The organism is Ochrobactrum sp. CGA5 (genome assembly GCF_006345815.1).
GTDB lineage: Bacteria > Pseudomonadota > Alphaproteobacteria > Rhizobiales > Rhizobiaceae > Brucella.
The window spans coordinates 17,817-36,998 of the sequence record NZ_VCIG01000041.1 but is presented as its reverse complement, the minus strand read 5'-3'; the positions used below and the strand labels follow the sequence as shown (position 1 = coordinate 36,998).

Here is a 19,182-nt window from a genome sequence, read left to right as displayed (position 1 = left end):
ATGATGCGACACGATTACATCTGTAATTCACCTCCCGATCCGAAGACCGAAGAAGCTTTTGCAAAATTCTTTGCGGTTCTGTTCTGGCTCGTCATGGGACTGGTTGCGATCGTGTACGTTGCTACTGTCGTGAGAGACTGGTTCAATGCAGCCGTTGCATGGATAACCGATATGATCAGTTTCCTTGGAGGATTTCTGCAGTTCTGACGGCAAAGATTTTTCATCTTTAGTCGGGCTCTTTTTGCGACCCAATGTGTTGCGGTGAGAATGCTGCCAGGAAGCTCGCAAATGAATGGAGTGAACAGGATGACTGAAAAAGTAACCACCTATGATCCAGCGGCTGCACTGGTCGATGATGAGGAAATCGCAGCTTTTATGGCAGATGCTTTTGAAACGGGAGATGCGGCCTATGTTGCCAAGGCGCTTTGCGTCGTCGCCCGCGCCAAGGGCATGACTGAAATTTCCCGCAAACTCGGTCTATCCCGGGAACAGCTTTATCGCTCGTTCAGCGGACGCGGAAACCCGACTTTGGGGACAACACTGGCGGTGATGCGTGCGCTCGGTGTTGACATGACAGCCGAAGCTCATCCTTCACAGTAACGGCAATTGTTTCTGAATGTTTTTCCTTCGAAGCGGCGGTCCATTAAGGCTGTGCTCATTCTCTGCATTCATGGATGACACCGAATTCCCGATTTGCTTCCGCGCCTCCTTGGAAACTTGCCGTTCACTTTTGATGCGACGGACGGCCGACTTGGTGCCGGCGAACGAACCCGCTTCGCGGGAAGGCGCGTGCGACTGAGGTAAAGGCACAGAGCGACCATTGTGCTCAGCATTGAGTGTCGCCCGGAGCAAGCAGAGAATGACTGGCTTCTTCAACCATGAGCCTGACCATGCAAAACCAACTATATTCGCCCGCGATCAGCCCGCTTCGTCAACATCTGATCGATGACATGAACCTGCGTCACTTCGGGCACGAGGCCCAACGCATACCGCGTCCGTGGATGATTTGTGCCGTGAGGAAGTAACGCGTCTCCTTGATGCGACAACTTGTCCCAAGCATCAGGCGGCGCTAGCCGTGCCTATGGTTCAGGACGGCGCGTATCGGAAGGGGCTTCATTAGCTGTCAGCACAAACCACCTAATTGCCAGACAGGACTGTCAGCGCAACCCACTCCGGAAAGCTCATACCTGCCTTCTCAAGCTGACGCTGCAACAAGGCCTGCAAGGTGCGCTCGGCTTCGCCGATCAAGCGTGTGATGTGCGGGCTATTGGTCATGTCATTTTCTCTTTCATTTTGGTTTGACTGGCCGGACAGCTCGCGCAGAGCGTCACACAGCAGCCGCGTTCGCTCAGCTTGCATCCACCGGATGCTGCGACCTGAAGCCGACACAGAGGCGATTCCAGACATTGATCGTCCCGATTGCAACGCTGATGCGGGTGATCTCCGCCTCCGTGAAAAAGGCCTGGAGCGGCTGAAAGTCGGTGTCCGGCGCGTGTGTCTGTGCAACGTTTGTCAGCGCCTCGGTCCAGCCAAGCACCGCCCGCTCACGAGCATCGAAGACGGGCGAGTCCCGCCAGACGCCTATCAGGTTGATCCACTGCTCGCTCAACCCATCGCGACGCGCCTCCCTGACGTGCATATCAACGCAATAGGCGCAGCCGTTCATCTGTGAGGCCCGCAACTTGAGCAGGTGCAGAAGCCGAGGCTCAATCCCGGACGCTTTGCGCACATAGGTGTCGAGATCGGCCACCGCCTCATAGGCGTCAGGCGCAATAGCGGGAAAGTCGAAACGGGCCTTCATGGCACTGTCCTTATCTCTTTGGTTCTTGTTCTAGAAGGTTCGCCAGATACCCGGCGTCCCCAGTTCGATCAGGTGATCGTCGGGATCACGAAAGTAGATACTGGTTCCGCCCAGTTCCCAGTGCATCCGCGCTTCGATCACGATGCCCTGCGCCTCCAGATGGTTTTCCCAGCCGGGCAATGCATCCGGGTCGATGGCAAAGCAAAAATGGGACGGTCCGGTGCCGTCGTGATAGGGAATGGTCCCACCCGGCAGTACCAGGTCAACGAGCGTTGCGCCGCGCTTGAACAGCAGCAGAACAGTTGCGTTCCCGGCGTCATAGGCGACGACGCGTTCGTTGCACACCAGATCGGGAAAGCCGAAAACGCGGTCATAAAACTGCGCAGCGCGCGCGACGTCCTGCACGTAGATGGCGGTTTCCAGGATCTGCCGAACTTTCGGCCTCTGCGAGAGAGGCTTTCCGCGATCATCGGTCATGGGTTCCAGCCGCCGCTACCGTAGGGACGGGTTATCACTTCGAGCAGATGCCCGTTGAGATCGTTGAAATAGAGCCCGTGGCCGCCATCGTGGTTGTTCATCCCCGGCTTCCGCCGTTGGGGATCGGCCCAGTAAGGCAAGCTCCGCTTGTCGAGCCGGTCATGCAAAGCGTCGAAACTCGTGTCATCGACGAGGAACGCGTAATGCTGCGGAACGACGGCATGGCCCACATCCATATAGTCGAGGTTGACGCCATTGTCGGTGGTGACCATCCAGAATGGCCCCCATCTGCGCGGCGGCTGGAGCCCAAGCATTTCAGCCAGAAACAGGGCAGAGCCGTGTGCGTCTTGCGTCGCCAGGATCGTGTGGTTGAATTCGATGCTCATCAGTGCTCTCCCATCCCGAAGCTTACCCGCTGTGCCCCGACCCGCCTGAGCGTCGAGGCCACCACGAGCACGGCAATCACCGCCGTGCCCGCCACGATGTAGGCGGCTGAATACCAGCCGAACCGATCCAGTGCGCCGCCGATGGCTGTCGGGCCAAGAATCTGACCGAGATTGCTGCCTTGAATGATCAGACCCAGAACGACCGGAACCAACCCTGCCGCTGGCGCCACGAGTGGCGCGGAGGACAGCAGGATCGCCGGGATCACACCGCCGACAGTCGAGAACAACAGGCACAGGCCGAAGGCCGCACCGTCCGGCAGCACGGGGAGAAAGATCCCGAAGCTGGTCAGTCCCATAACGAGGCACGCGGTGATCAGGAGCGCCGGGCGGCTAAAGCCCCTGGAGAGGAGCAGACCCGCCGTCAGATTGCCGATGACGTTCACGGCCGAGGCCAGTGCGCTGAGCAGTCCTGCCGTCTGGTGCGTCACCTGTAACCGCTCCATCAGCAGCACCGGCAGGAAGCTGAAGACCGCGAAGAACATCATGCTGTAAAGCGCAATGGTGATCGCCAACCCCACAGCGCCCCGGTCGCGTGCCACGGTCATGCTGTCGCGGCGCAAGCTGTTCCAGGACATGATCTGGCCTTGCCCGCCGGCCGGAATGACAAGTGGAACGGCGATGCAGATGGCCAGCGCCAGCGCGCCGCTCGCCCACCACATTGTCCGCCAGTCCTCGAAGAACGGCCCCACCAGCATCGCCGCCGCCATGCCGATTGGCATGAAGCAGCTCCAGAGGGCGAAGGCCAGATCACGATCAGCAGGTCGCGTAACCTCCTGGAGCAATGAGGGCGCCGCGACCGTCACTAGCAGGAAACCCGCCCCTTCGATAATGCGGCCGGTAAACAGGCTGGGCAGTCCCGGTACCGCCGCGCCAAGGGCCGCGCCGGCTGTCGTGACCAAAAGCCCGATGATGAGGATGCGCCGTGCACCGAAACGCGCGACAAACGCCCCAGTCGGAATGCCGCCGACAAGGCCGATGAGCGCAAATATTCCAGTCAGCCAGCCGATCGCCGTCAGCCCGATTCCAAAATCGTTCTGCAACAGGGGCGCTGCAATCGCCGCCTTGCCAACCTGCAAGGCGGCTGCAATCCCGCTGCCGACGATGACGAACACGGCGGTCCAGTGCGTAGACACTGCTTTCGTTGTTGATGGCGTGTCCATCACGAGCCCCTTGCCGCGTACCCGGCCACGAGGGCGGCCGCGATCCCGGCGACATGGCGACCCTGGAAGCGCGCGCCCTCCAGCTCGTTTTCACTGACCTCACGGTGCCCTCCCTGACCATCATCGGCCAGCGTCGATGCACCATAGGGCGAGCAGCCGGTGATTTCGTCCATCCGCATCTGGCCCTTGAAGCTGTAGGGCAAACCGACAATGATCATGCCGAGGTGGAACAGAACGGTCTGGGTGGACAGAATCGTTGTTTCCTGCCCGCCATGCTGGCTGCCGGTCGAGGTGAAGACGCTGCCTACTTTTCCGACCAGCTTGTCCTCGAACCAGAGCCCGCCGGTCTGGTCGAGAAAGTTCTTCATCTGGGACGCCATATTGCCGAAGCGGGTCGGCGTTCCGATGATGATGGCGTCATAATCCGCGAGTTCGGCCACCGTTGCGACGGGCGCGGACTGGTCGACCTTGTATCCGGACTTTGCAGCAACCGCTTCGGGAACAAGCTCAGGCACCCGCCTGATCGCCACCGTCGCACCCGCCTCACGCGCGCCATTAGCCACGGCCGAAGCCATCGTCTCGATATGCCCATAGGAGGAATAGTAAAGCACCAGCACCTTCGTCATCTCGTTGACCTCTCATTGATTTCATTGAGCGAAAGGTTGCATCAAATGGATGAGCGAAATAAGTGATATAAAAATGATATAGACGATCATGAGAATAGATCATGCTGGATGCCCTTACGCTCGATCAGATCCGGACTTTCGTAACGATTGCCGACAGCGGCAGCTTCCGCTCCGCAGCCCAGAAGCTTTCACGCGTCCAGTCGGGCGTCAGCGCCACCATCGCCAACCTTGAGGCCGCACTTGGCGTGGAACTATTCGACCGTTCCGGCTACAAGCCGGCCTTGACACTGCAGGGGCAGGTATTGCTCGGCAACGCACGCGACATCATTCTGCGCGTGGACGTATTGCGCGCCCAGGCGCGCGGTTTTGCGCATGGTGTCGAAACGGAACTCGCGATTTCCGTCGATACACTCTTTCCCATGCAGGAGGTCGCACGCGCGATCTCACGGATGCGACACGATTACCCTGCCGTTGCCGTCCGCGTCTGGTCGGAGGCTATGGGCGGTCCGCTTGATGCGCTCAGGAAGAGCCGTTGTGCGCTTGCTGTGATGGTCGGTGAAGATTTCCGCGACCCCCGCATCAAGTTCGAGCCGCTGATAGCCATCAGCCAGGTCGCGGTCGTCGCTTCAAACCATCCGCTGGCCCACCGCCATGCGGACCAACCACTGGAGCTGATGGATGTTGCCGATCATCTCCAGATCGTTCTGACCGACCCGTCCGACATATCGGCGGGCCGGGATTTCGGAGTGGTTTCTTCACAGACCTGTCGCGTCAACACGCAGGATACCAAGCACCATCTCATCCTGGGGGGAGCAGGCTGGGGGCGGCTCCCCCATTGGCTCGTTGAGAGGGATTTGGAACAGGGAACGCTCGCGCGCCTCAATGTTAGCGCCATGGGCCGCAATGGGGAGATTACATCCAGCGCTTATGTCGCCCACCGTCGGGACGAGGCACTTGGGCCCGCAGCGCAGAAACTTGCCGATCTGCTGACCAGCCAGGAATATGGTGATCAGGGTGCTTAAGGACCTCCATTTTAAGGCTCTCACACATCCTGATCCAATGTATGCGCACGGCCTCCGCTCCGGCGGGGGCGTTCGTCTTTGTTTCAGCGCTCATGCGGCTAGCGATGCCAACCGCTCCACGCTCTGCCTGAAGACAGGGCACCAGACATCGGCAGTACGATCATATACGTCGGGACCGATCGGAATTCTGCCGTTTCCAGGACATCAGGTAGCGATAGCGCGGCCCATTGCATACGAGTTGGCCGCACCCTCAAACAATTCCCGCTCGCGCGCCAACCCTTCGCCGACGAGATCGAAGAAGGCCCGCACGCGCGCCGTCCCCTTGAGATCGGCATGGGTGACGATCCAGAGTTCGCCGCTCAATTCGGCGACCGGCTCCGGCACGGCTCTTGTCACACCGGCCTCGCTGTCGCCGAGATAACAGGGCAGCAGCGCCAGTCCGATGCCGGCCTTCGCTGCGACGAGCTGGTTGACAAGGCTGTTCGTGCGATAAACGAACGCCTCCGAGGGGGCTGCCTGCGAAAGCCAGTCGGCCGCGGCGATGCCCGAGGCAGGTTCCTCCCAGCCGATAAGTGCATGGCGATCCACGTCGCTGGCGGTTGAGAGCGGGCCACCGTTGGCGTCGAGATAGGTCGCGTTGGCATAGAGCGCCCAGGCGATGCGCGACAGCTTGCGCCCCCAGAGATCGCCTTCCTTCGGACGGATCGGCCGCAACGCGATGTCGGCCTCGCGGCGCGAAAGGCTGAGCACGCGATTGTCGATCGCAAGTTCCACGACGATGCCGGGATGGGCGTGCCGGAACGCAGCGAGATGCGTTGTCAATCGGCTGTAGGCCAGCGTCTCGGATGACGTGACCTTCAGGCGTCCGCACAGACGACGATCACGGCCCGAGATGTCTCGGTCGAGCGCCAGCGCCTCGTCCTCCATGCGCTCGGCGCCGGCAGCCATGCGCGCGCCTGCCTCGGTCGTCTGATAAGCGCCGGCCGGAAGCCGCTCGAACAGCCGCACGCCGAGCCGTTCCTCCAGCGCTTTCAGGCGGCGGAAGGCGGTGGAGTGGTCGATGCCGAGCGCTAGCGCCGCCGCCGTCAGGCTGCCGGCGCGCTGAACCGCCAGCACGAGCCTGACTTCGTTCCAATCGTCCATGCTGACAGGAATAGCATCTTCTTCGCTTGCAGTCACGCAAGCGCCGCTGGCGAAATGCCAATGAGCCTTGCGCTTCCGCTGGCGCTAGATTGGCTTCGACATCAGGCTACAAGCTTCAGGAGATTGGACCATGAAACTCTACTACGCCACCGGCACCTGCTCGCTCTCGCCGCATATCGTGGCGTGCGAAGCCAGTGTCCCGCTCGATCTGGAGCGTGTGGACATCAGGAAATCGCCGCATGTCACTGGAAATGGTGACGACTATACGGCCGTGAACCCGAGCGGCTACGTGCCGGCGCTGGTCCTCGACGACGGTTCGGTGCTGACGGAGGGCGTCGCAATCGTCCAATATCTCGCCGACCTCAGGCCCGGCTCCGGGCTCGCCCCCGCCGCTGGCACGTCGGAGCGCGTGGCGCTGCAATCCTGGCTTAATTTCATCGCCACCGAACTCCACAAGATGTTCAGCCCGTGGCTGTTCCACCCGGAATATGGCGTGCAGGCGCAGGAGGTCGCGCGTGCCAAGATTGCCCAGCGGCTGGCCCATGTTGAGCGTCATCTGGCGGCAGCCGGCCCCTTCCTGCTCGGCGAAACCTTCACCGCCGCCGACGCCTACTTGTTCACGATTGTCGGATGGTCGGATTTCGCCAAGGTCGATCTTGCCGCCTTCCCGCATCTGCGCAATTTCCAGGCTCGGGTCGGGGAACGTCCCGCCGTACGGGAGGCGATGCACGCCGAAGGCATGAAGGTGGCGTCGTGATGGCAGAACCGCTGGCGATGCAATGATGAGCCAGGGTCTTGCATGGCTGCTGCTGATCATCGCCGGCTTTCTCGACGTGGCCTGGGCGATCTCGATGAAATATGCCGAAGGCTACACACGCCCCGGCTGGACGATCCTGTCTCTCGCGTTACTCGCCGCCTTCGTCTATCTGCTCGGCCGGGTGCTGGAGGTTCTGCCGGTCGGCAACGCCTATGCGATATGGACCGGCATCGGCGCAGCCGGAACGGTGCTGCTCGGCATCGCGCTGTTCGGCGAGACGATCAACCTGATGCGGCTCGGCGGCGTTGCGCTGATCGTTGTCGGCATCGTGGCGCTCAAGCTCGCGCCAGCATAGTGAGCGGAGAAAGCCCCATCAGGCCCGATCGGATCATTGTCCCGCGCCGCCGCGAGGATAACCATCAAGACCCCTGGACGGCTTTCAACGTCATTCGGGAGAATCTTGTCCGAGGCGGTTTGCTGGGGCGGCGGCTGGCGTCGGATGGTCGCATTCGCCGCACGCAAGCGCGATCCATAAATGGCATTGATCAGAATGTCGGCCTTAATCGCGCGCTTTGGACGCTAGCCGCAGGCATGCAGCGTTTGAAAAAGGGATGACTGATCGGGACAAGGCCGCCGCCGCTGCGGCCTTGTCGTCTGTCTTAAGACGAAAAGCGACTCGCCGACTACGCCCGGCCGCAAGACAAGGCAAAGCGTTGTGAGGAATAGCTGCCAATACCAGGCGATGGGCACGTCTCTTGCTGTCAGGATCAGAGGTTTCGTCCGAAGGCTGAGTTCGCAAAGGCGCGATCCTATAGAGCCCGCCGTTCGGGATGAAACGCCAGAAAAGGCTTCAATCCCGTCGATACAGCAAGCTTGCTCACGTTAGGCGATTGCCATGTTTGAGGGTCATCGGCGAAAAGACGATAGCTGCCGCGATAATCGAAGCCATGCGCAGCGGCCTCGTCACGGTCGACAGCAAAGAAGACTTGCGAAATTCCTGCACTACGCACACTCATGTAGCACATGGCGCACGGTTCTCCCGACGCGAGCAACGTCGCTCCGGTCAGATGGGTCGTGCCGTGCATGCGGCAGGCATCACGTATTGCCTCGACCTCGGCATGAGCGGTGGGATCGTGATGGGCCCGCACACGGTTGACCCCGCGCCCGAGGATCTGGCCTTTGTGATCGACAACGAAGGCGGTGAATGGAATGCCGCCTTCGTGGACATGCTCCATGGAGAAGGCGACGGCCTCCTCCATGAGCTGCGTCAGGCGGGATGAAGTGCTGGCGACCATCAGGATGCCCCCTGGAGCTTCGGACTGTCGGAGAGCTTCAACCAGACGACCCCAGCGATGATAACCGCGAGCCAGCATGCCTGCATCAGCGTCAGCGGCTGGTCGAGAAGGACCGCGCCTGCCGCGGCCGCGCCGACGGAGCCGATGCCCGCCCATACAGCGTAGCCAATTCCCACATCGATGGTCCGCAAGGCGGCGCTGAGGAAGTAAAGCGTAAGCAGGAAGAAAAGCAGAGCGGCCACGGACCAACTCAGGACCGTAAAGGCTTGGCTGCCGCCGACGCTGAGCGCATAGCCAATTTCGAAGGCGCTCGCGAGCATCAACATGGTCCATGCGCGTCCGCTGCTTTGCGGCTGTTCGATTGTATTTGTCATTTCAGTATCCTTTTAGATCGGAAGGGGATGGGTGGAGGAAAAGTGCTTGCTATGCCGCGCCGCTAAGGCGCAGGCCGACGACCCCGCCGATAACGAGGGCGATTCCGAGCAGCTTCTTCATGTTCAATTGCTGGCCGAAGAACAGCGCCCCAAGGACGACGATTCCGACGCCCGCGACCGAGGTCCAGATGGCGTAACCAACGCCAACATCGAAGGTAAGCAGCGCGAGACTGAGGAAAAAGGTGGCGATTGCGCCGCTGACGAGAGTTACGGCGGTCCACCCGACATGCGTAAAACCTTTCGCCTTCCCGGCACTGATCGCAACGGCGATTTCAAAGATTACGGCAGCTCCAAGATATAGCCAGCTCATCGAATTTTCCTTTCATTGCTGGTTGGAATTGCTTTGAAATTATCAGGCGTGGAAAAAACTGGCCAAAGCGTATATCTCAGGAGCTGGATGAATCAGATTCATCCTAGACAATACTTAGTCTCTGGAGGTCTATCGATGCGAAAGCTTCCACCGCTCCACGGCCTGCGAGCCTTCGAGGCAGCGGCCCGGCATCTGCATTTCTCAGCTGCGGCCGAGGAGCTGCATCTGACACCGACGGCTATCAGCCATCAGGTGCGACAACTGGAGGAGATTCTCGGCGTCGAGCTATTTCGGCGCTATCCGCGCCCGGTGCGCCTTACACCTGCGGGCGAACAACTGTTTCCGGTGCTCAGGGATTCCCTCGATCGCATCGCAACCTCCATTGAGCAGTTGTCAGACCGTCAGGATGGCCCGCTGCGCCTTTCCGTCACCATGGCTTTTGCCAGCAGGTGGTTGATGCCTCGTCTCCCGCGACTGCGCGAGCAGACAGGATTGAGCGTCGCCATCGAGGCGGATGACCGCGTTGCGGACTTGCATGCGTCGGGCATCGACATGGCGATACGCTATGCCGAGCGTCCCGGCACGGATGCCGAATGGCATCGGCTATTTCCAGACCGCCTCATACCCGTTTGCGCTTCCGGGCTGCTGTCGGGCACAGAGCTGCTTTCGCCGGATCAAGTCCTCGCCCTCCCGTTACTGCACTATCGCTGGAGATCGGGAGCGGCTAATGCGCCGAACTGGGAGCGGTGGCAGGCCCATGCACGGGCAGACGGCGCTTTACCAAAACCCAGCCAGACATTTTCCGAAGAAGTCCACGCTTTGGACGCCGCTCTGGCGGGCCAGGGAGCCGTGCTCGCCTCGGAACATCTCGTCGGAGATCAATTGAAGACAGGCGCGCTCCTGCGGCTGTCGGACATCGCCTTGCCGGGGCCAACCTACTGGGCGGTTTTCCTCACGAGCCATCCGGCAAAAGAACGGCTCACGACGCTGCTGGATTGGTTTCGGAAACAAACCTGACGATTTCCAGATGCTGATTGTCATGCCGTCGCACCCGCCAGGTCGGCACAAGCCTGAGACGTCACAGACTGACGTCTCCGCAAGAGGATTCAGTTGAGAAAACGATTCTCACGAAGGACTGCTTTAGCGATAACTACGAACGCGCGAACCTTTGCTGAGGCGGACCTCCCCTCTGGATGCAGGATATGGATGGGTATTGGCGGCTCTTCATACTCGCTGAGTACGATCTGCAGATCTGCTGCCATGAGTGCCGGTTCGATCTGGTAGTGGAGAACTCTGGTCAGCCCCCGGCCTTGTCGTGCGAACGTGATTGCCGCTTCGTTGGTGTTGCATTGGAGGGTGGCATCGATTGTCACGCGCTGTTCGTTGGCGAACCGCCATTCAGGTGAGGCCCAGGCGCCTGTTGAGGCGGCGATGCGGTGATCCTTGAGGTCCGCTGGAGTATTCGGAATGCCATAACGCTCGAAATAGCCCGGCGATCCGCAGATAACACGCCGGACAGTGCCGACCTTTATGGCTGAAAGACCCGAGTCCGGGAGACGGCCGATACGGACCGCCACATCGATCCCTTCATCGACAATGTTGACGGGACGATCAACGAAAAGGGTCTTGGCCTTCATTGCGGGATAAGCGTCGAGATATTGCATCACGATCGGAAGCACATGCATTTGGCCAAACAACACTGAAGCGGTCAGGGAAAGCGTTCCCGTCGGCGTGGCATCGGAGCCTCCCGCTGCGGCCTCTGCTTCAGCGATGTCCGCAAGAATCCGGCGGCAATCCTCGAAATAGCGTGACCCTGCCTCGGTCATCTTTACCGAGCGCGTCGTTCGTACGAACAGACGCGCTCCGATGAGCCTCTCGAGCGAAGCGACGGCGCGTGTCACTGCAGGCGCGCTCATATGCAGGTGGCGGGCAGTTTCTGCAAAGCTCTCGGTTTCTGCGACCTTCACGAATATCCGCATTGCTTGCCAACGATCCATCTGCTTACCTCCCAGCGCTGGAGACGATAGTAGGGATGTCGTGGGTAAGGCAGCAAGACTTCATGTGAAACCGACCGTGGCTCAGGAGCTCGACTGCCGGAACGCCGCCGCCATCTTCTCGATTTCCGCGCAGCTTCGCGCGCACAGGCCTGTGCGGCCATCATGCCTATGGCGCGTGCGGATTCTTCCTGTTTCCGAAACAGGAAGAATCGTTGCTCGTCGCAGTGAGCGCGAGCTCCACCGGCAGTCGGATGCGCTCGTCCAGCTTGAACCCGGTCATGGGTCGATCTCTCCCAAACGTGGGCCGTGATCCAGAGCATTTCCGCTTGTGTTTGAATCGCAAAAACACGCTAACTCTTATTTTAATGCAATTCCCGGACGCTAAACTGCTTCGCACTTTCGCTGGAATTACTTTAGAAGCCGAAGTCGCTCAGGCCGGGGTGATCGTCCGGCCGACGGCCAAGTGGCCAGCGAAACTTCCGATCGGCCTCGCTGATCGGGTGTTCGTTGATGCTGGCATGGCGGGTCCGCATCAGGCCGTCCTCGGTGAATTCCCAGTTCTCGTTGCCATAGGCGCGGAACCATTGGCCGCTGTCATCGCGGTACTCGTAGGCGTAGCGCACTGCGATCCGGTTTCCTGTGAAGGCCCAGAGCTCCTTGATCAGGCGGTATTCCAGTTCCTTGTTCCACTTGCGGGACAGGAAGGCTTGCGCTTCTGCACGGTTGGTCACGAATTCGGCGCGGTTGCGCCACCGCGTGTCCAGGGTATAGGCGAGAGCGACCTTCTTGGGATCGCGACTGTTCCAACCATCTTCCGCGAAGCGGATCTTTTCGATGGCACTCTGTTCGGTGAACGGGGGAAGCGGGGGACGAGACATCATTCAACTCCTCGGGTTGCTGCAACGAAAAGGAAAAGGGTGGCGCGATGACGTCACCGTCATGCGTGACATCTGTAACTTCTTGGCGGTTGTGAGAGACGCGGCTCCCGTATGTGCAGAATGACGCCGCAACGCCTGAGGCTGAACGTCGAAAACGAGGAAGGCGCTATTGCGCGTGACGCAGTAATCCCCGCCTTCAGACCGCCAACTGGATACCGCCGCGAACCTCGTCTGCAGGGACGGCGCAGCAAAGCAGGATCTCGTCTTCGTCGATCGTGGCGGTCGGCTCCTTCACATAGGTCACCGTACCCTTGATCAGCTTGGTGCGGCATGTGCCGCAGGTTCCCGTGCGGCAACTGAACTCGGGTTCGAGGCCGCGCGCTTCCGCCAGTTCCAGCAGCGTGCCGGAATCAGGCGCCCAGCGCGCCTCCTTCAGCGAGTTCGTGAACACGACAGGCACAGGTCGGGTGGACGGCGGTGCACGGGCCGGAACCGGCGCAGTCGCGGCCGCGACAGTGTTTCGCTTCAGCGACGAGGGGCCGAACGCCTCGGCATGAATGCGGTCTTCGGCGATATTGTAGCCCCGAAGCCCGTCGTAAAGCGCCTGGGTGAACTGCGGCGGGCCGCAGAGATAGAAGTCGTAGTCGTTGAACGGCAAGTGGCGGGTCAGCAGCGCCATGTCGATCCTGCCGACGGTATCGTAGTCGATGCCCATTTCGGCGCCGTCGGTGTCGCTCAGGACCCGAACAACGCGCATCACGCCTTTCGTCGCGTCGGCAAGTTCGGCTATTTCCTTTTCGAAGGGACGCTCGGCCTTTGAACGCGCGGCATGGAACAGCGTGACGGGACGAACGCGCTGCGTGCGAAGCCCTTCGTAGACAATGTGACGGAGCATCGCGAGCAGTGGCGTAATCCCGACGCCGCCGGCAACGAGCACGGCCGGGCGTGTCGCCCCGGCGTCGATGGTGAAGCCGCCGGCGGGTGCTCGCGCCTCGATTATGTCGCCGACGGCAACGCTGTCATGCAGAAACTGCGATACCAGTCCGTTCCGCTTGACACTTATGCGGTAGATGCCGTCCGAGGGCGCGACGGAAAGCGAGTAGGTGCGGATCACGGGCTTTTCGCGGCCTGGCGGCGTCACGCGAATCGGCAGGTGTTGCCCGGCGGCATGCGGCAGAAGTCCCGCGTCATCGCCTGGCTGCAGGTGGAACGAGCGGATCGTTTCGCTTTCCTTGACGATCCTGGTAACAGTCAGCGGGCGCCACTGTCTGGCAAGTTCAGCCGCGCGCAGCCGGTCGGCAGCCTGCGCCCAGTTGCCCGTCATCAGGGTACTTGGGGACCAACCGTCCTTTTGGAAGCCCCAACGCAGAGCCAGGGCATTGGCGCGGCGGACGATCCGCCGGGGCTTGAACGCCCAGAGTCGTTCGGCCCCCTGAAAGGCAGCGATCTCGGGGGAGTCCAGAATGACCTCGGCGTCACCGGTCGTTTGCAGCATATCGCCTGTCGTGAAGTCCACGAAAAGCAGCCCCGCCTTGCCGTTCAGCAGGATGTTGCCGAGCGTGGCGAAGAACAGGTTGCCGTCGAAGTCCGGGATCGTCAGCGTCCCGTCATCCCCGACACGGACGAAACCGGCATTTCCGCCACGATGGGAGACATCCACCTGCCGCCTGTCTTCGCGGTCGACATAGGATGCGACGAAGAAGGCGTCGGCGCTTCTGATCATGGCACGGGCCGGGCCGTCGAATTCGGGAAGGTTCTCTATGGTGCCCGAGAATGCCTGCCCGGGTTCGCGAGTGAATGCGAAATCACGCAGTTGGATATAGCGTGGACAGTTTCCGAAGCTCTGGTCGACATTGACGCGAAAGCCGTCCTCCATCGCGGAAACGAACCCGTTCATGCGATTGCGCCGACGGGTATGCATTTCGATGCCGAGCAGACCGACCGGCTTGCCGTCCGCGATGCCCCCGCTGGCAGGGTCGGTTGCGTCCGTCGGCGCCGCAATGTCGAGCACGGCCGGCGAAGGAGAGGACATGAAGCCGGGACGGCCCTCGACGAAGGTCGCCCATGCGTCATCCCCGGAATCGACGCTGCCGAGCACGATCAAGGGGAGATGGGCGTAGAAGTCGCGATGCTGGTCGGGCATGTAGTCGCGGACGACGCGCTGCCCAACGTCGGCCATGCGTTCGACGACGCCCACCTTCTCCTGAAGGAGCCTTTCGCCTTCGTGCCATGTCGGCAGTGTCTTGTCGCGCATGTCCCGCCCTCCAGGAGTGGCAGAGCGCGCGGGCAGGCGCGCTCCGATCGCGTTCAGGCTGCTGCGAGGCCGACCGGCATGCGGACGAAATCCACAAAACCCGGCAGCGCTTCCACACGGCGGAGGAAGGCGCCGACGGCCGGGTAGTCCGAAAGATCGACGTTTCCTTCGGGAGCGCGTGCCACATAGCTGTAGATGGCGACGTCTGCGATCGTCGGGCGGTCGCCAACCAGCCAGTCGCGACCGGTGAGCTGGCTTTCCATTCTGCCCAGTACCGTGTGCGCGCGATTGATGACTTCTTCCGGATTGAACTTGGCGCCGAAGACCGTGATCAGTCGCGCGGCGGCCGGGCCATAGGCGATTTCGCCGGCGGCAACCGACAGCCAGCGCTGGACGGCGGCGGCACCCTTCGCATCTTCCGGCAGCCAATCGGTGCGGGCGGCCTTCCTCGCAAGATAGACCAGGATCGCGTTGGAATCGGAAATGAAGACACCATCGTCATCAAGGACGGGGACTTGGCCGAACGGGTTCATTTCGAGGAAGTCCGTCTTCTTGTGTGCGCCCGACTTGAGATCGACTTCGACCAGGTCATGAGACAGGCCGAGCAGCGAAAGGAAGAGCCGTGCCCGGTGAGAATGGCCTGACAGCGGATGGTGATAAAGCTTCATTCTGCGCTCCTGCGAGTGTCGTCCGGGTCCATTCCCGATCCGCAGTCGCAGGGTGCTACGGACGATATTCAGACAGAACGCCCAAAGTTGGCACTTCATTATTACGCGATTCGTAATAATCGAACTTCTGCACCAGTCGGGAAAACAGGTAGCGCATACAGCGCACGCTGATCCGCTCCCCTGACAACGATACGCAATGATACGAAAGTGTTCCTATTCACGCGTGTCGAGGATTGAGCGGTAGAACCGACTGTGGTCTCCATCAAACCCGTCGATACCCCGTTTGGTCAGTATAGTGCGCGTTGGCGGATCGAGATGCCAGATCGCCTTGTCCGAAGCCCCTTCATACCAACGGATGTTGAACGCGCAGAGGTTCTTAAAGAAGAACAGCTCGGCATAGTCGTCTATGTGATCGCGAATCCACCACGCGAGAGGTCGGTAGTCTTCGGTTTTCCTGTAAAATTCGAGATAGGCCGGGATGAAAACGGTTACGGTTCCGCCAAGATGCCCATCGCTGTCGTGCCGGTCCCAAATGTGGCGTGCAGCATTCAGATCATTGACTGTACACCAGCAGGCGGTGTCTCCCGCTCGAAAACTTTCGTTACAGAAGGCATTCAGGGTTGGAGAGCGGTAACCGCTGCGCACCGACACATGGCCGAACGCGCGTTTTAGCGGCTCCAGCAGCAGCGTTGCGACCGCACGCCCCACCTGCAAGGCAAGCTCAGGATCGTCGGGAACATTCGGAATTCCGTAAAAATTACCGACCTCCGAATACAACATCTCGCGCATAAAGAAATGTTCGGAAAGCTGCTGCCGCCCGAAGTCGGTCAACGCGGCAACATCCTTGATTGGTTGAGTAAATGCCATCTGACTAACTCTCCATGCTGAGCAGGGGGGCACGGCTATCGCTCCCACTTAGCGGTCGTTCAAAGAGACTTTAAGGACACAGCAACCCGATAGGCTATCGGGGCAAGCGCACACGCCAAATTCGATCGTCGTCCACACGATCGCCGAGCGGAAACGTGCATCGTCCTACCTCTTCAAAGCCGTAACGAGCGTAGAATCGCTTGGCACGCTCGTTGTGATCAAAGACCGTCAGGTAAACTTCGCGTGCATTCTCGGTAGCTGCGGTTTCGAGAGCCCAACTCGTGAGGCGATCAGCAACGCCGGTACCATGCCACTGCCGCACGACGTAAAGTTGCTGCAGCTCCAACGCTGTCGGATCCGGATTAACGGCCGGCGCGCGGAGCGGGGTCAGTTTCGCATAGCCGATCGGCTGACCTGCGGCCACCCCCACCAGCCAGCGCACGCCAGGCGCGTTGAAGTCCCGCGACATAGTTCCGCCGGGACGATACACTTCCTCACAAAAACGCTCGAACGCGGCTGGCTCGTAGCGCTGCGAGAAAGTGTCGGTAAATACGCCTCGTGCGACCGGCAGCAGGCGATTGAGCAGGTCTGTATTTGGCTTCAGGAAAGCCACTTCTTCCAACTGCATAGACATGTCTCCCTGGTTGCTTGAACGCGCTTCAAATGAGTTGTTGGAACGTTTTCGCAACTCACGTGCGCACAGGCGCGTTCTCCAGCAGGTCTTACCGACACCTGTCAGTTGCCTGCCTGAACGACGCACTATTCATGACGACAAGGCAGAGCGCCGGAGCCACCGCCATGGCGATGCAGAGCCACCTGGCCGCATTGGCCGTGTCCATGCCGTCACCATCGCCGCTCGCCCCCGCAAGATTGACCACCAGTCCCGCGAAGGCCGCTCCGAATGCCGTGGCGCAAAGCTGCACCGTCATGATGGAAGAGGCCGCATTGTCTTCCTCGCCCTCTGGCGCCACCTGCAGCACAGCAGTCGACAGATGCGGATAGGAAAGGCCGACGCCTACTCCGCCGATCACCAGAGCTGCACAGATGAGGGTGAGCGGAAGCCAATCGCTGTCCACACTCGGCCAGGGTATGACGACACCGAGCACACCCATGGAGACAAGAGATAGAACCGGCCCTGCGTGCACCGCCCTGATGCGGCGATTACCCTGAAGCCCGGACCCATAGATTGCCGCCGCAGTCCAACCCGCTGACATAACGGCGGCGATGTAGCCGGCTTGAAGAGGCGAGCTGCCATGCAACTCCTGCAGGAAGAGCGGCAGGAAGATCTCGGTGCAGGTGACCGTGACAGCCAGAAGCGCGGACGCAGCGTAGAGGCTGCCGAGCGCTGTGGGTAGTGTGAGCGTGCCGGCCGGGAGCAGTCTGTGCTTCGCCCGACGCTCGGCCACGACCATAAGTGCGACCAGAACCAGAGCCACCGTCATTGCGCCAGCCGTTGACGATATCCCGGCGCCGACGCCGCCCCAGGACGCGGCAAAGACGGCGAGCGTCAGCAGAGCAAGCTGCACGACAGGCAGCGGCTCCATCTCACCCGATCCCTCCTCGCGTGCCGGTAGGACGAGGACTGCCGCGAGAGCAACGATCCCCGCAAGCGGAACCAGGAAGAAGAATGCGCCGCGCCACAGGCCGATCTCGGCGAAGATTCCACCGACCGCTGGACCGAGAAGGGTTGCAATGCCCCACATGCTGGACAGAAGCGCCAATGCGCGGGGCCACAGCGGTTCCGCGAAAACCCGGCGGACCATGGCATAGGCCAGCGCCAGCAATACGCCGCCACCGAAGCCCTGGATGAACCGCCCGACCAGCATGATTTCCATCGTGCTGGCAGTGGCGCATACCAGCGTACCGCCAATAAAGATGACCGTGGCCACGAGATAGCTGCCCCTCGGCCCTCCGCGGACAAGGAGCGGAGAGGATAGCGCTGCGCCTAGGATCGACGCGATGACAAACAGCGTCGTGTTCCAGGCGTAGTAGTCCAATCCGCCGATCTCGCGGACGATGGACGGCAGGATCGTTGTCGAAATGTAGAGGTTGACCGCATGAAGGGCGACCCCGCCGCTCAACGCGAGGGAGCGGATCAGGTTGCCGCCGGAAAGCAGATCGCCCCAGCCTGGCGCGGTTGAAATCGTGTCCGTCCTCGTCATTGAAGAGTCTTTTCTGCGTCGCCGAGACGCGCGAGTTTGTCGGGATTGCGCATGATGTAGACGCCTTTCAGTGAACCTCGTGCGTCGCAGGCGAGGCTGACAGATGCGGCGATGTTCGCACCGTCGAAGACAAGCGCTCCACGGTTACTGTTGATGTCGGCGGGCTGCCATCTGTAACCCTGCCAGTAGCCATGAAGGGCTTCGCCCAGGAAATTGAGCACGTCCGTCTTGCCGAACAGGGGCATGAGCAAGGTTGGGGCCTTGCCGCCGCCATCGGCCCGAAGCTCGATGTCCTCTGCCATCAGCGCCGCGAGTTCTGTGGTCATTCCAGTCGTGACCGCTGTCTGAAAAGCTGCGAGCAGTTCGTCCTGTCGCTCCTTTGGCACGGTCGCACCCGGTTCTGCACGCCCGACACGACTGCGCGCGCGTGAAACCAGCTTGCGGCAGGCCGCCTCCCGGACGCCTAGCGTAGCGGCGACATCCTCGTAGGACTGGTCGAAGATCTCGCGCAGGAGAAAAGCCGCCCGTTCCTTTGGGGCGAGACGCTCCAGCATGAGCAGGAAGGCGAGAGAGAGTGATGCGCACAGTTCCACTACGCTTTCCGGCGTTTCCTCGGTCATCGTCTGGATCGGCTCCGGCAGCCACGCGCCTACATAGTCAATCCGCGTGCGGCGCGCCGAGCGCAGCATATCGATGCAACGGCGCGTACAGGCGGTGGTCAGCCAAGCCGCGGGATCGGAAACAGCCCCGTGCTCAGCGCTTCGCCACTTCAGCCATGTGTCCTGAACAGCATCTTCCGCTTCCGCGAATGAGCCGAGAATACGGTAAGCCAAACCAGTCAGAAACGGCCGCCGGGTCTCGAAAATGTCTGCGTCGCCCCCCATG

At 60.8% G+C, this 19,182-nt stretch carries 24 protein-coding genes; 6 read left to right on the top strand and 18 right to left on the bottom strand.

The genetic code is table 11. The features are described 5' to 3' along the window. Positions 1 to 207 (top strand): hypothetical protein, encoded by a 207-nt coding sequence (locus FJQ48_RS18220; RefSeq protein ID WP_109989452.1) that lies wholly within the window; start codon positions 1 to 3, stop codon positions 205 to 207. 99 nt (positions 208 to 306) lie between these two features. Beyond that, positions 307 to 600, top strand: a complete 294-nt coding sequence (locus FJQ48_RS18215) for an addiction module antidote protein (RefSeq protein ID WP_139976376.1) — start codon at positions 307 to 309, stop codon at positions 598 to 600. Between the two features lie 537 nt (positions 601 to 1,137). Here FJQ48_RS18215 and FJQ48_RS22480 read toward each other — a convergent pair. The 6 genes from FJQ48_RS22480 to wrbA form a co-directional block, all read right to left on the bottom strand. After that, on the bottom strand, positions 1,138 to 1,275 hold the full coding sequence (locus FJQ48_RS22480) for a hypothetical protein (protein ID WP_180350246.1): 138 nt from the start codon (positions 1,273 to 1,275) through the stop codon (positions 1,138 to 1,140). A 73-nt stretch (positions 1,276 to 1,348) separates the two neighbouring features. After that, positions 1,349 to 1,801 (bottom strand): carboxymuconolactone decarboxylase family protein, encoded by a 453-nt coding sequence (locus FJQ48_RS18210; protein WP_109989449.1) that lies wholly within the window; start codon positions 1,799 to 1,801, stop codon positions 1,349 to 1,351. Between the two features lie 30 nt (positions 1,802 to 1,831). Then, the gene (locus tag FJQ48_RS18205; RefSeq protein ID WP_109989448.1) at positions 1,832 to 2,278 is read right to left on the bottom strand and encodes a VOC family protein; all 447 of its coding nucleotides are present in this window, start codon (positions 2,276 to 2,278) and stop codon (positions 1,832 to 1,834) included. Further along, complete coding sequence (locus FJQ48_RS18200; protein ID WP_109989447.1) at positions 2,275 to 2,664, bottom strand: VOC family protein; 390 nt, start codon at positions 2,662 to 2,664, stop codon at positions 2,275 to 2,277. The genes FJQ48_RS18205 and FJQ48_RS18200 overlap by 4 nt, the downstream gene beginning before the upstream one ends. After that, entirely contained in the window at positions 2,664 to 3,884 is a 1,221-nt protein-coding gene (locus tag FJQ48_RS18195; protein ID WP_139976375.1) for an MFS transporter, read from the bottom strand. The genes FJQ48_RS18200 and FJQ48_RS18195 overlap by 1 nt, the downstream gene beginning before the upstream one ends. Next, positions 3,884 to 4,510 carry an NAD(P)H:quinone oxidoreductase gene (wrbA, locus tag FJQ48_RS18190; protein WP_139976374.1) on the bottom strand — a complete coding sequence of 209 codons (627 nt, stop codon included), beginning with the start codon at positions 4,508 to 4,510 and terminating at the stop codon, positions 3,884 to 3,886. The genes FJQ48_RS18195 and wrbA overlap by 1 nt, the downstream gene beginning before the upstream one ends. A gap of 101 nt (positions 4,511 to 4,611) precedes the next feature. Between wrbA and FJQ48_RS18185 the strand changes: the two genes are divergently transcribed. Next, positions 4,612 to 5,532 (top strand): LysR family transcriptional regulator, encoded by a 921-nt coding sequence (locus FJQ48_RS18185; RefSeq protein WP_139976373.1) that lies wholly within the window; start codon positions 4,612 to 4,614, stop codon positions 5,530 to 5,532. 204 nt (positions 5,533 to 5,736) lie between these two features. On the opposite strand, the gene FJQ48_RS18180 is transcribed toward FJQ48_RS18185, so the two are convergent. After that, on the bottom strand, positions 5,737 to 6,711 hold the full coding sequence (locus FJQ48_RS18180) for a LysR family transcriptional regulator (RefSeq protein WP_246751716.1): 975 nt from the start codon (positions 6,709 to 6,711) through the stop codon (positions 5,737 to 5,739). Between the two features lie 94 nt (positions 6,712 to 6,805). On the opposite strand from FJQ48_RS18180, the gene gstA reads away from it, so the two are divergent. Beyond that, positions 6,806 to 7,432 carry a glutathione transferase GstA gene (gene gstA / locus FJQ48_RS18175; RefSeq protein ID WP_139976372.1) on the top strand — a complete coding sequence of 209 codons (627 nt, stop codon included), beginning with the start codon at positions 6,806 to 6,808 and terminating at the stop codon, positions 7,430 to 7,432. Positions 7,433 to 7,457: 25 nt separating this feature from the next. Beyond that, complete coding sequence (locus tag FJQ48_RS22600) at positions 7,458 to 7,787, top strand: multidrug efflux SMR transporter (protein WP_210236265.1); 330 nt, start codon at positions 7,458 to 7,460, stop codon at positions 7,785 to 7,787. A 454-nt stretch (positions 7,788 to 8,241) separates the two neighbouring features. Here FJQ48_RS22600 and FJQ48_RS18165 read toward each other — a convergent pair whose 3' ends face one another. From FJQ48_RS18165 to FJQ48_RS18155, 3 genes are read right to left on the bottom strand one after another with little or no spacing between them, the layout of a single operon-like run. After that, entirely contained in the window at positions 8,242 to 8,727 is a 486-nt protein-coding gene (locus tag FJQ48_RS18165) for a nucleoside deaminase (protein ID WP_139976370.1), read from the bottom strand. Beyond that, complete coding sequence (locus FJQ48_RS18160; protein ID WP_139976369.1) at positions 8,727 to 9,101, bottom strand: SMR family transporter; 375 nt, start codon at positions 9,099 to 9,101, stop codon at positions 8,727 to 8,729. Before FJQ48_RS18160 ends, FJQ48_RS18165 begins: the two co-directional genes overlap by 1 nt. Positions 9,102 to 9,150: 49 nt before the next feature. Next, positions 9,151 to 9,471, bottom strand: a complete 321-nt coding sequence (locus FJQ48_RS18155; RefSeq protein ID WP_139976368.1) for a multidrug efflux SMR transporter — start codon at positions 9,469 to 9,471, stop codon at positions 9,151 to 9,153. Positions 9,472 to 9,606: 135 nt separating this feature from the next. Here FJQ48_RS18155 and FJQ48_RS18150 point away from each other — a divergent pair, with 135 nt between their 5' ends. Further along, positions 9,607 to 10,488 carry a LysR substrate-binding domain-containing protein gene (locus tag FJQ48_RS18150; protein WP_109989438.1) on the top strand — a complete coding sequence of 294 codons (882 nt, stop codon included), beginning with the start codon at positions 9,607 to 9,609 and terminating at the stop codon, positions 10,486 to 10,488. An 89-nt stretch (positions 10,489 to 10,577) separates the two neighbouring features. Here the strand turns inward: FJQ48_RS18150 and FJQ48_RS18145 are convergent, their stop codons facing one another. From FJQ48_RS18145 to sigJ, 8 genes are all read right to left on the bottom strand, one after another. Continuing rightward, the gene (locus FJQ48_RS18145; protein WP_139976367.1) at positions 10,578 to 11,468 is read right to left on the bottom strand and encodes a LysR family transcriptional regulator; all 891 of its coding nucleotides are present in this window, start codon (positions 11,466 to 11,468) and stop codon (positions 10,578 to 10,580) included. 413 nt (positions 11,469 to 11,881) lie between these two features. Beyond that, positions 11,882 to 12,346, bottom strand: a complete 465-nt coding sequence (locus FJQ48_RS18140) for a DUF1348 family protein (protein ID WP_139976383.1) — start codon at positions 12,344 to 12,346, stop codon at positions 11,882 to 11,884. Positions 12,347 to 12,542: 196 nt separating this feature from the next. Further along, positions 12,543 to 14,600, bottom strand: a complete 2,058-nt coding sequence (locus FJQ48_RS18135) for a pyridoxamine 5'-phosphate oxidase family protein (protein ID WP_139976366.1) — start codon at positions 14,598 to 14,600, stop codon at positions 12,543 to 12,545. A gap of 53 nt (positions 14,601 to 14,653) precedes the next feature. Continuing rightward, positions 14,654 to 15,268 (bottom strand): glutathione S-transferase, encoded by a 615-nt coding sequence (locus tag FJQ48_RS18130; protein ID WP_139976365.1) that lies wholly within the window; start codon positions 15,266 to 15,268, stop codon positions 14,654 to 14,656. A 213-nt stretch (positions 15,269 to 15,481) separates the two neighbouring features. After that, positions 15,482 to 16,135: a hypothetical protein gene (locus tag FJQ48_RS18125; protein ID WP_139976364.1), complete on the bottom strand. Its 654-nt coding sequence runs from the start codon at positions 16,133 to 16,135 to the stop codon at positions 15,482 to 15,484. Positions 16,136 to 16,229: 94 nt separating this feature from the next. After that, the gene (locus tag FJQ48_RS18120) at positions 16,230 to 16,763 is read right to left on the bottom strand and encodes a GNAT family N-acetyltransferase (protein ID WP_139976363.1); all 534 of its coding nucleotides are present in this window, start codon (positions 16,761 to 16,763) and stop codon (positions 16,230 to 16,232) included. Positions 16,764 to 16,857: 94 nt separating this feature from the next. Then, positions 16,858 to 18,297 (bottom strand): MFS transporter, encoded by a 1,440-nt coding sequence (locus FJQ48_RS18115; protein WP_125270197.1) that lies wholly within the window; start codon positions 18,295 to 18,297, stop codon positions 16,858 to 16,860. After that, positions 18,294 to 19,181 (bottom strand): RNA polymerase sigma factor SigJ, encoded by an 888-nt coding sequence (sigJ, locus tag FJQ48_RS18110; protein ID WP_139976362.1) that lies wholly within the window; start codon positions 19,179 to 19,181, stop codon positions 18,294 to 18,296. The genes FJQ48_RS18115 and sigJ overlap by 4 nt, the downstream gene beginning before the upstream one ends. Position 19,182: the final 1 nt, after the last annotated feature.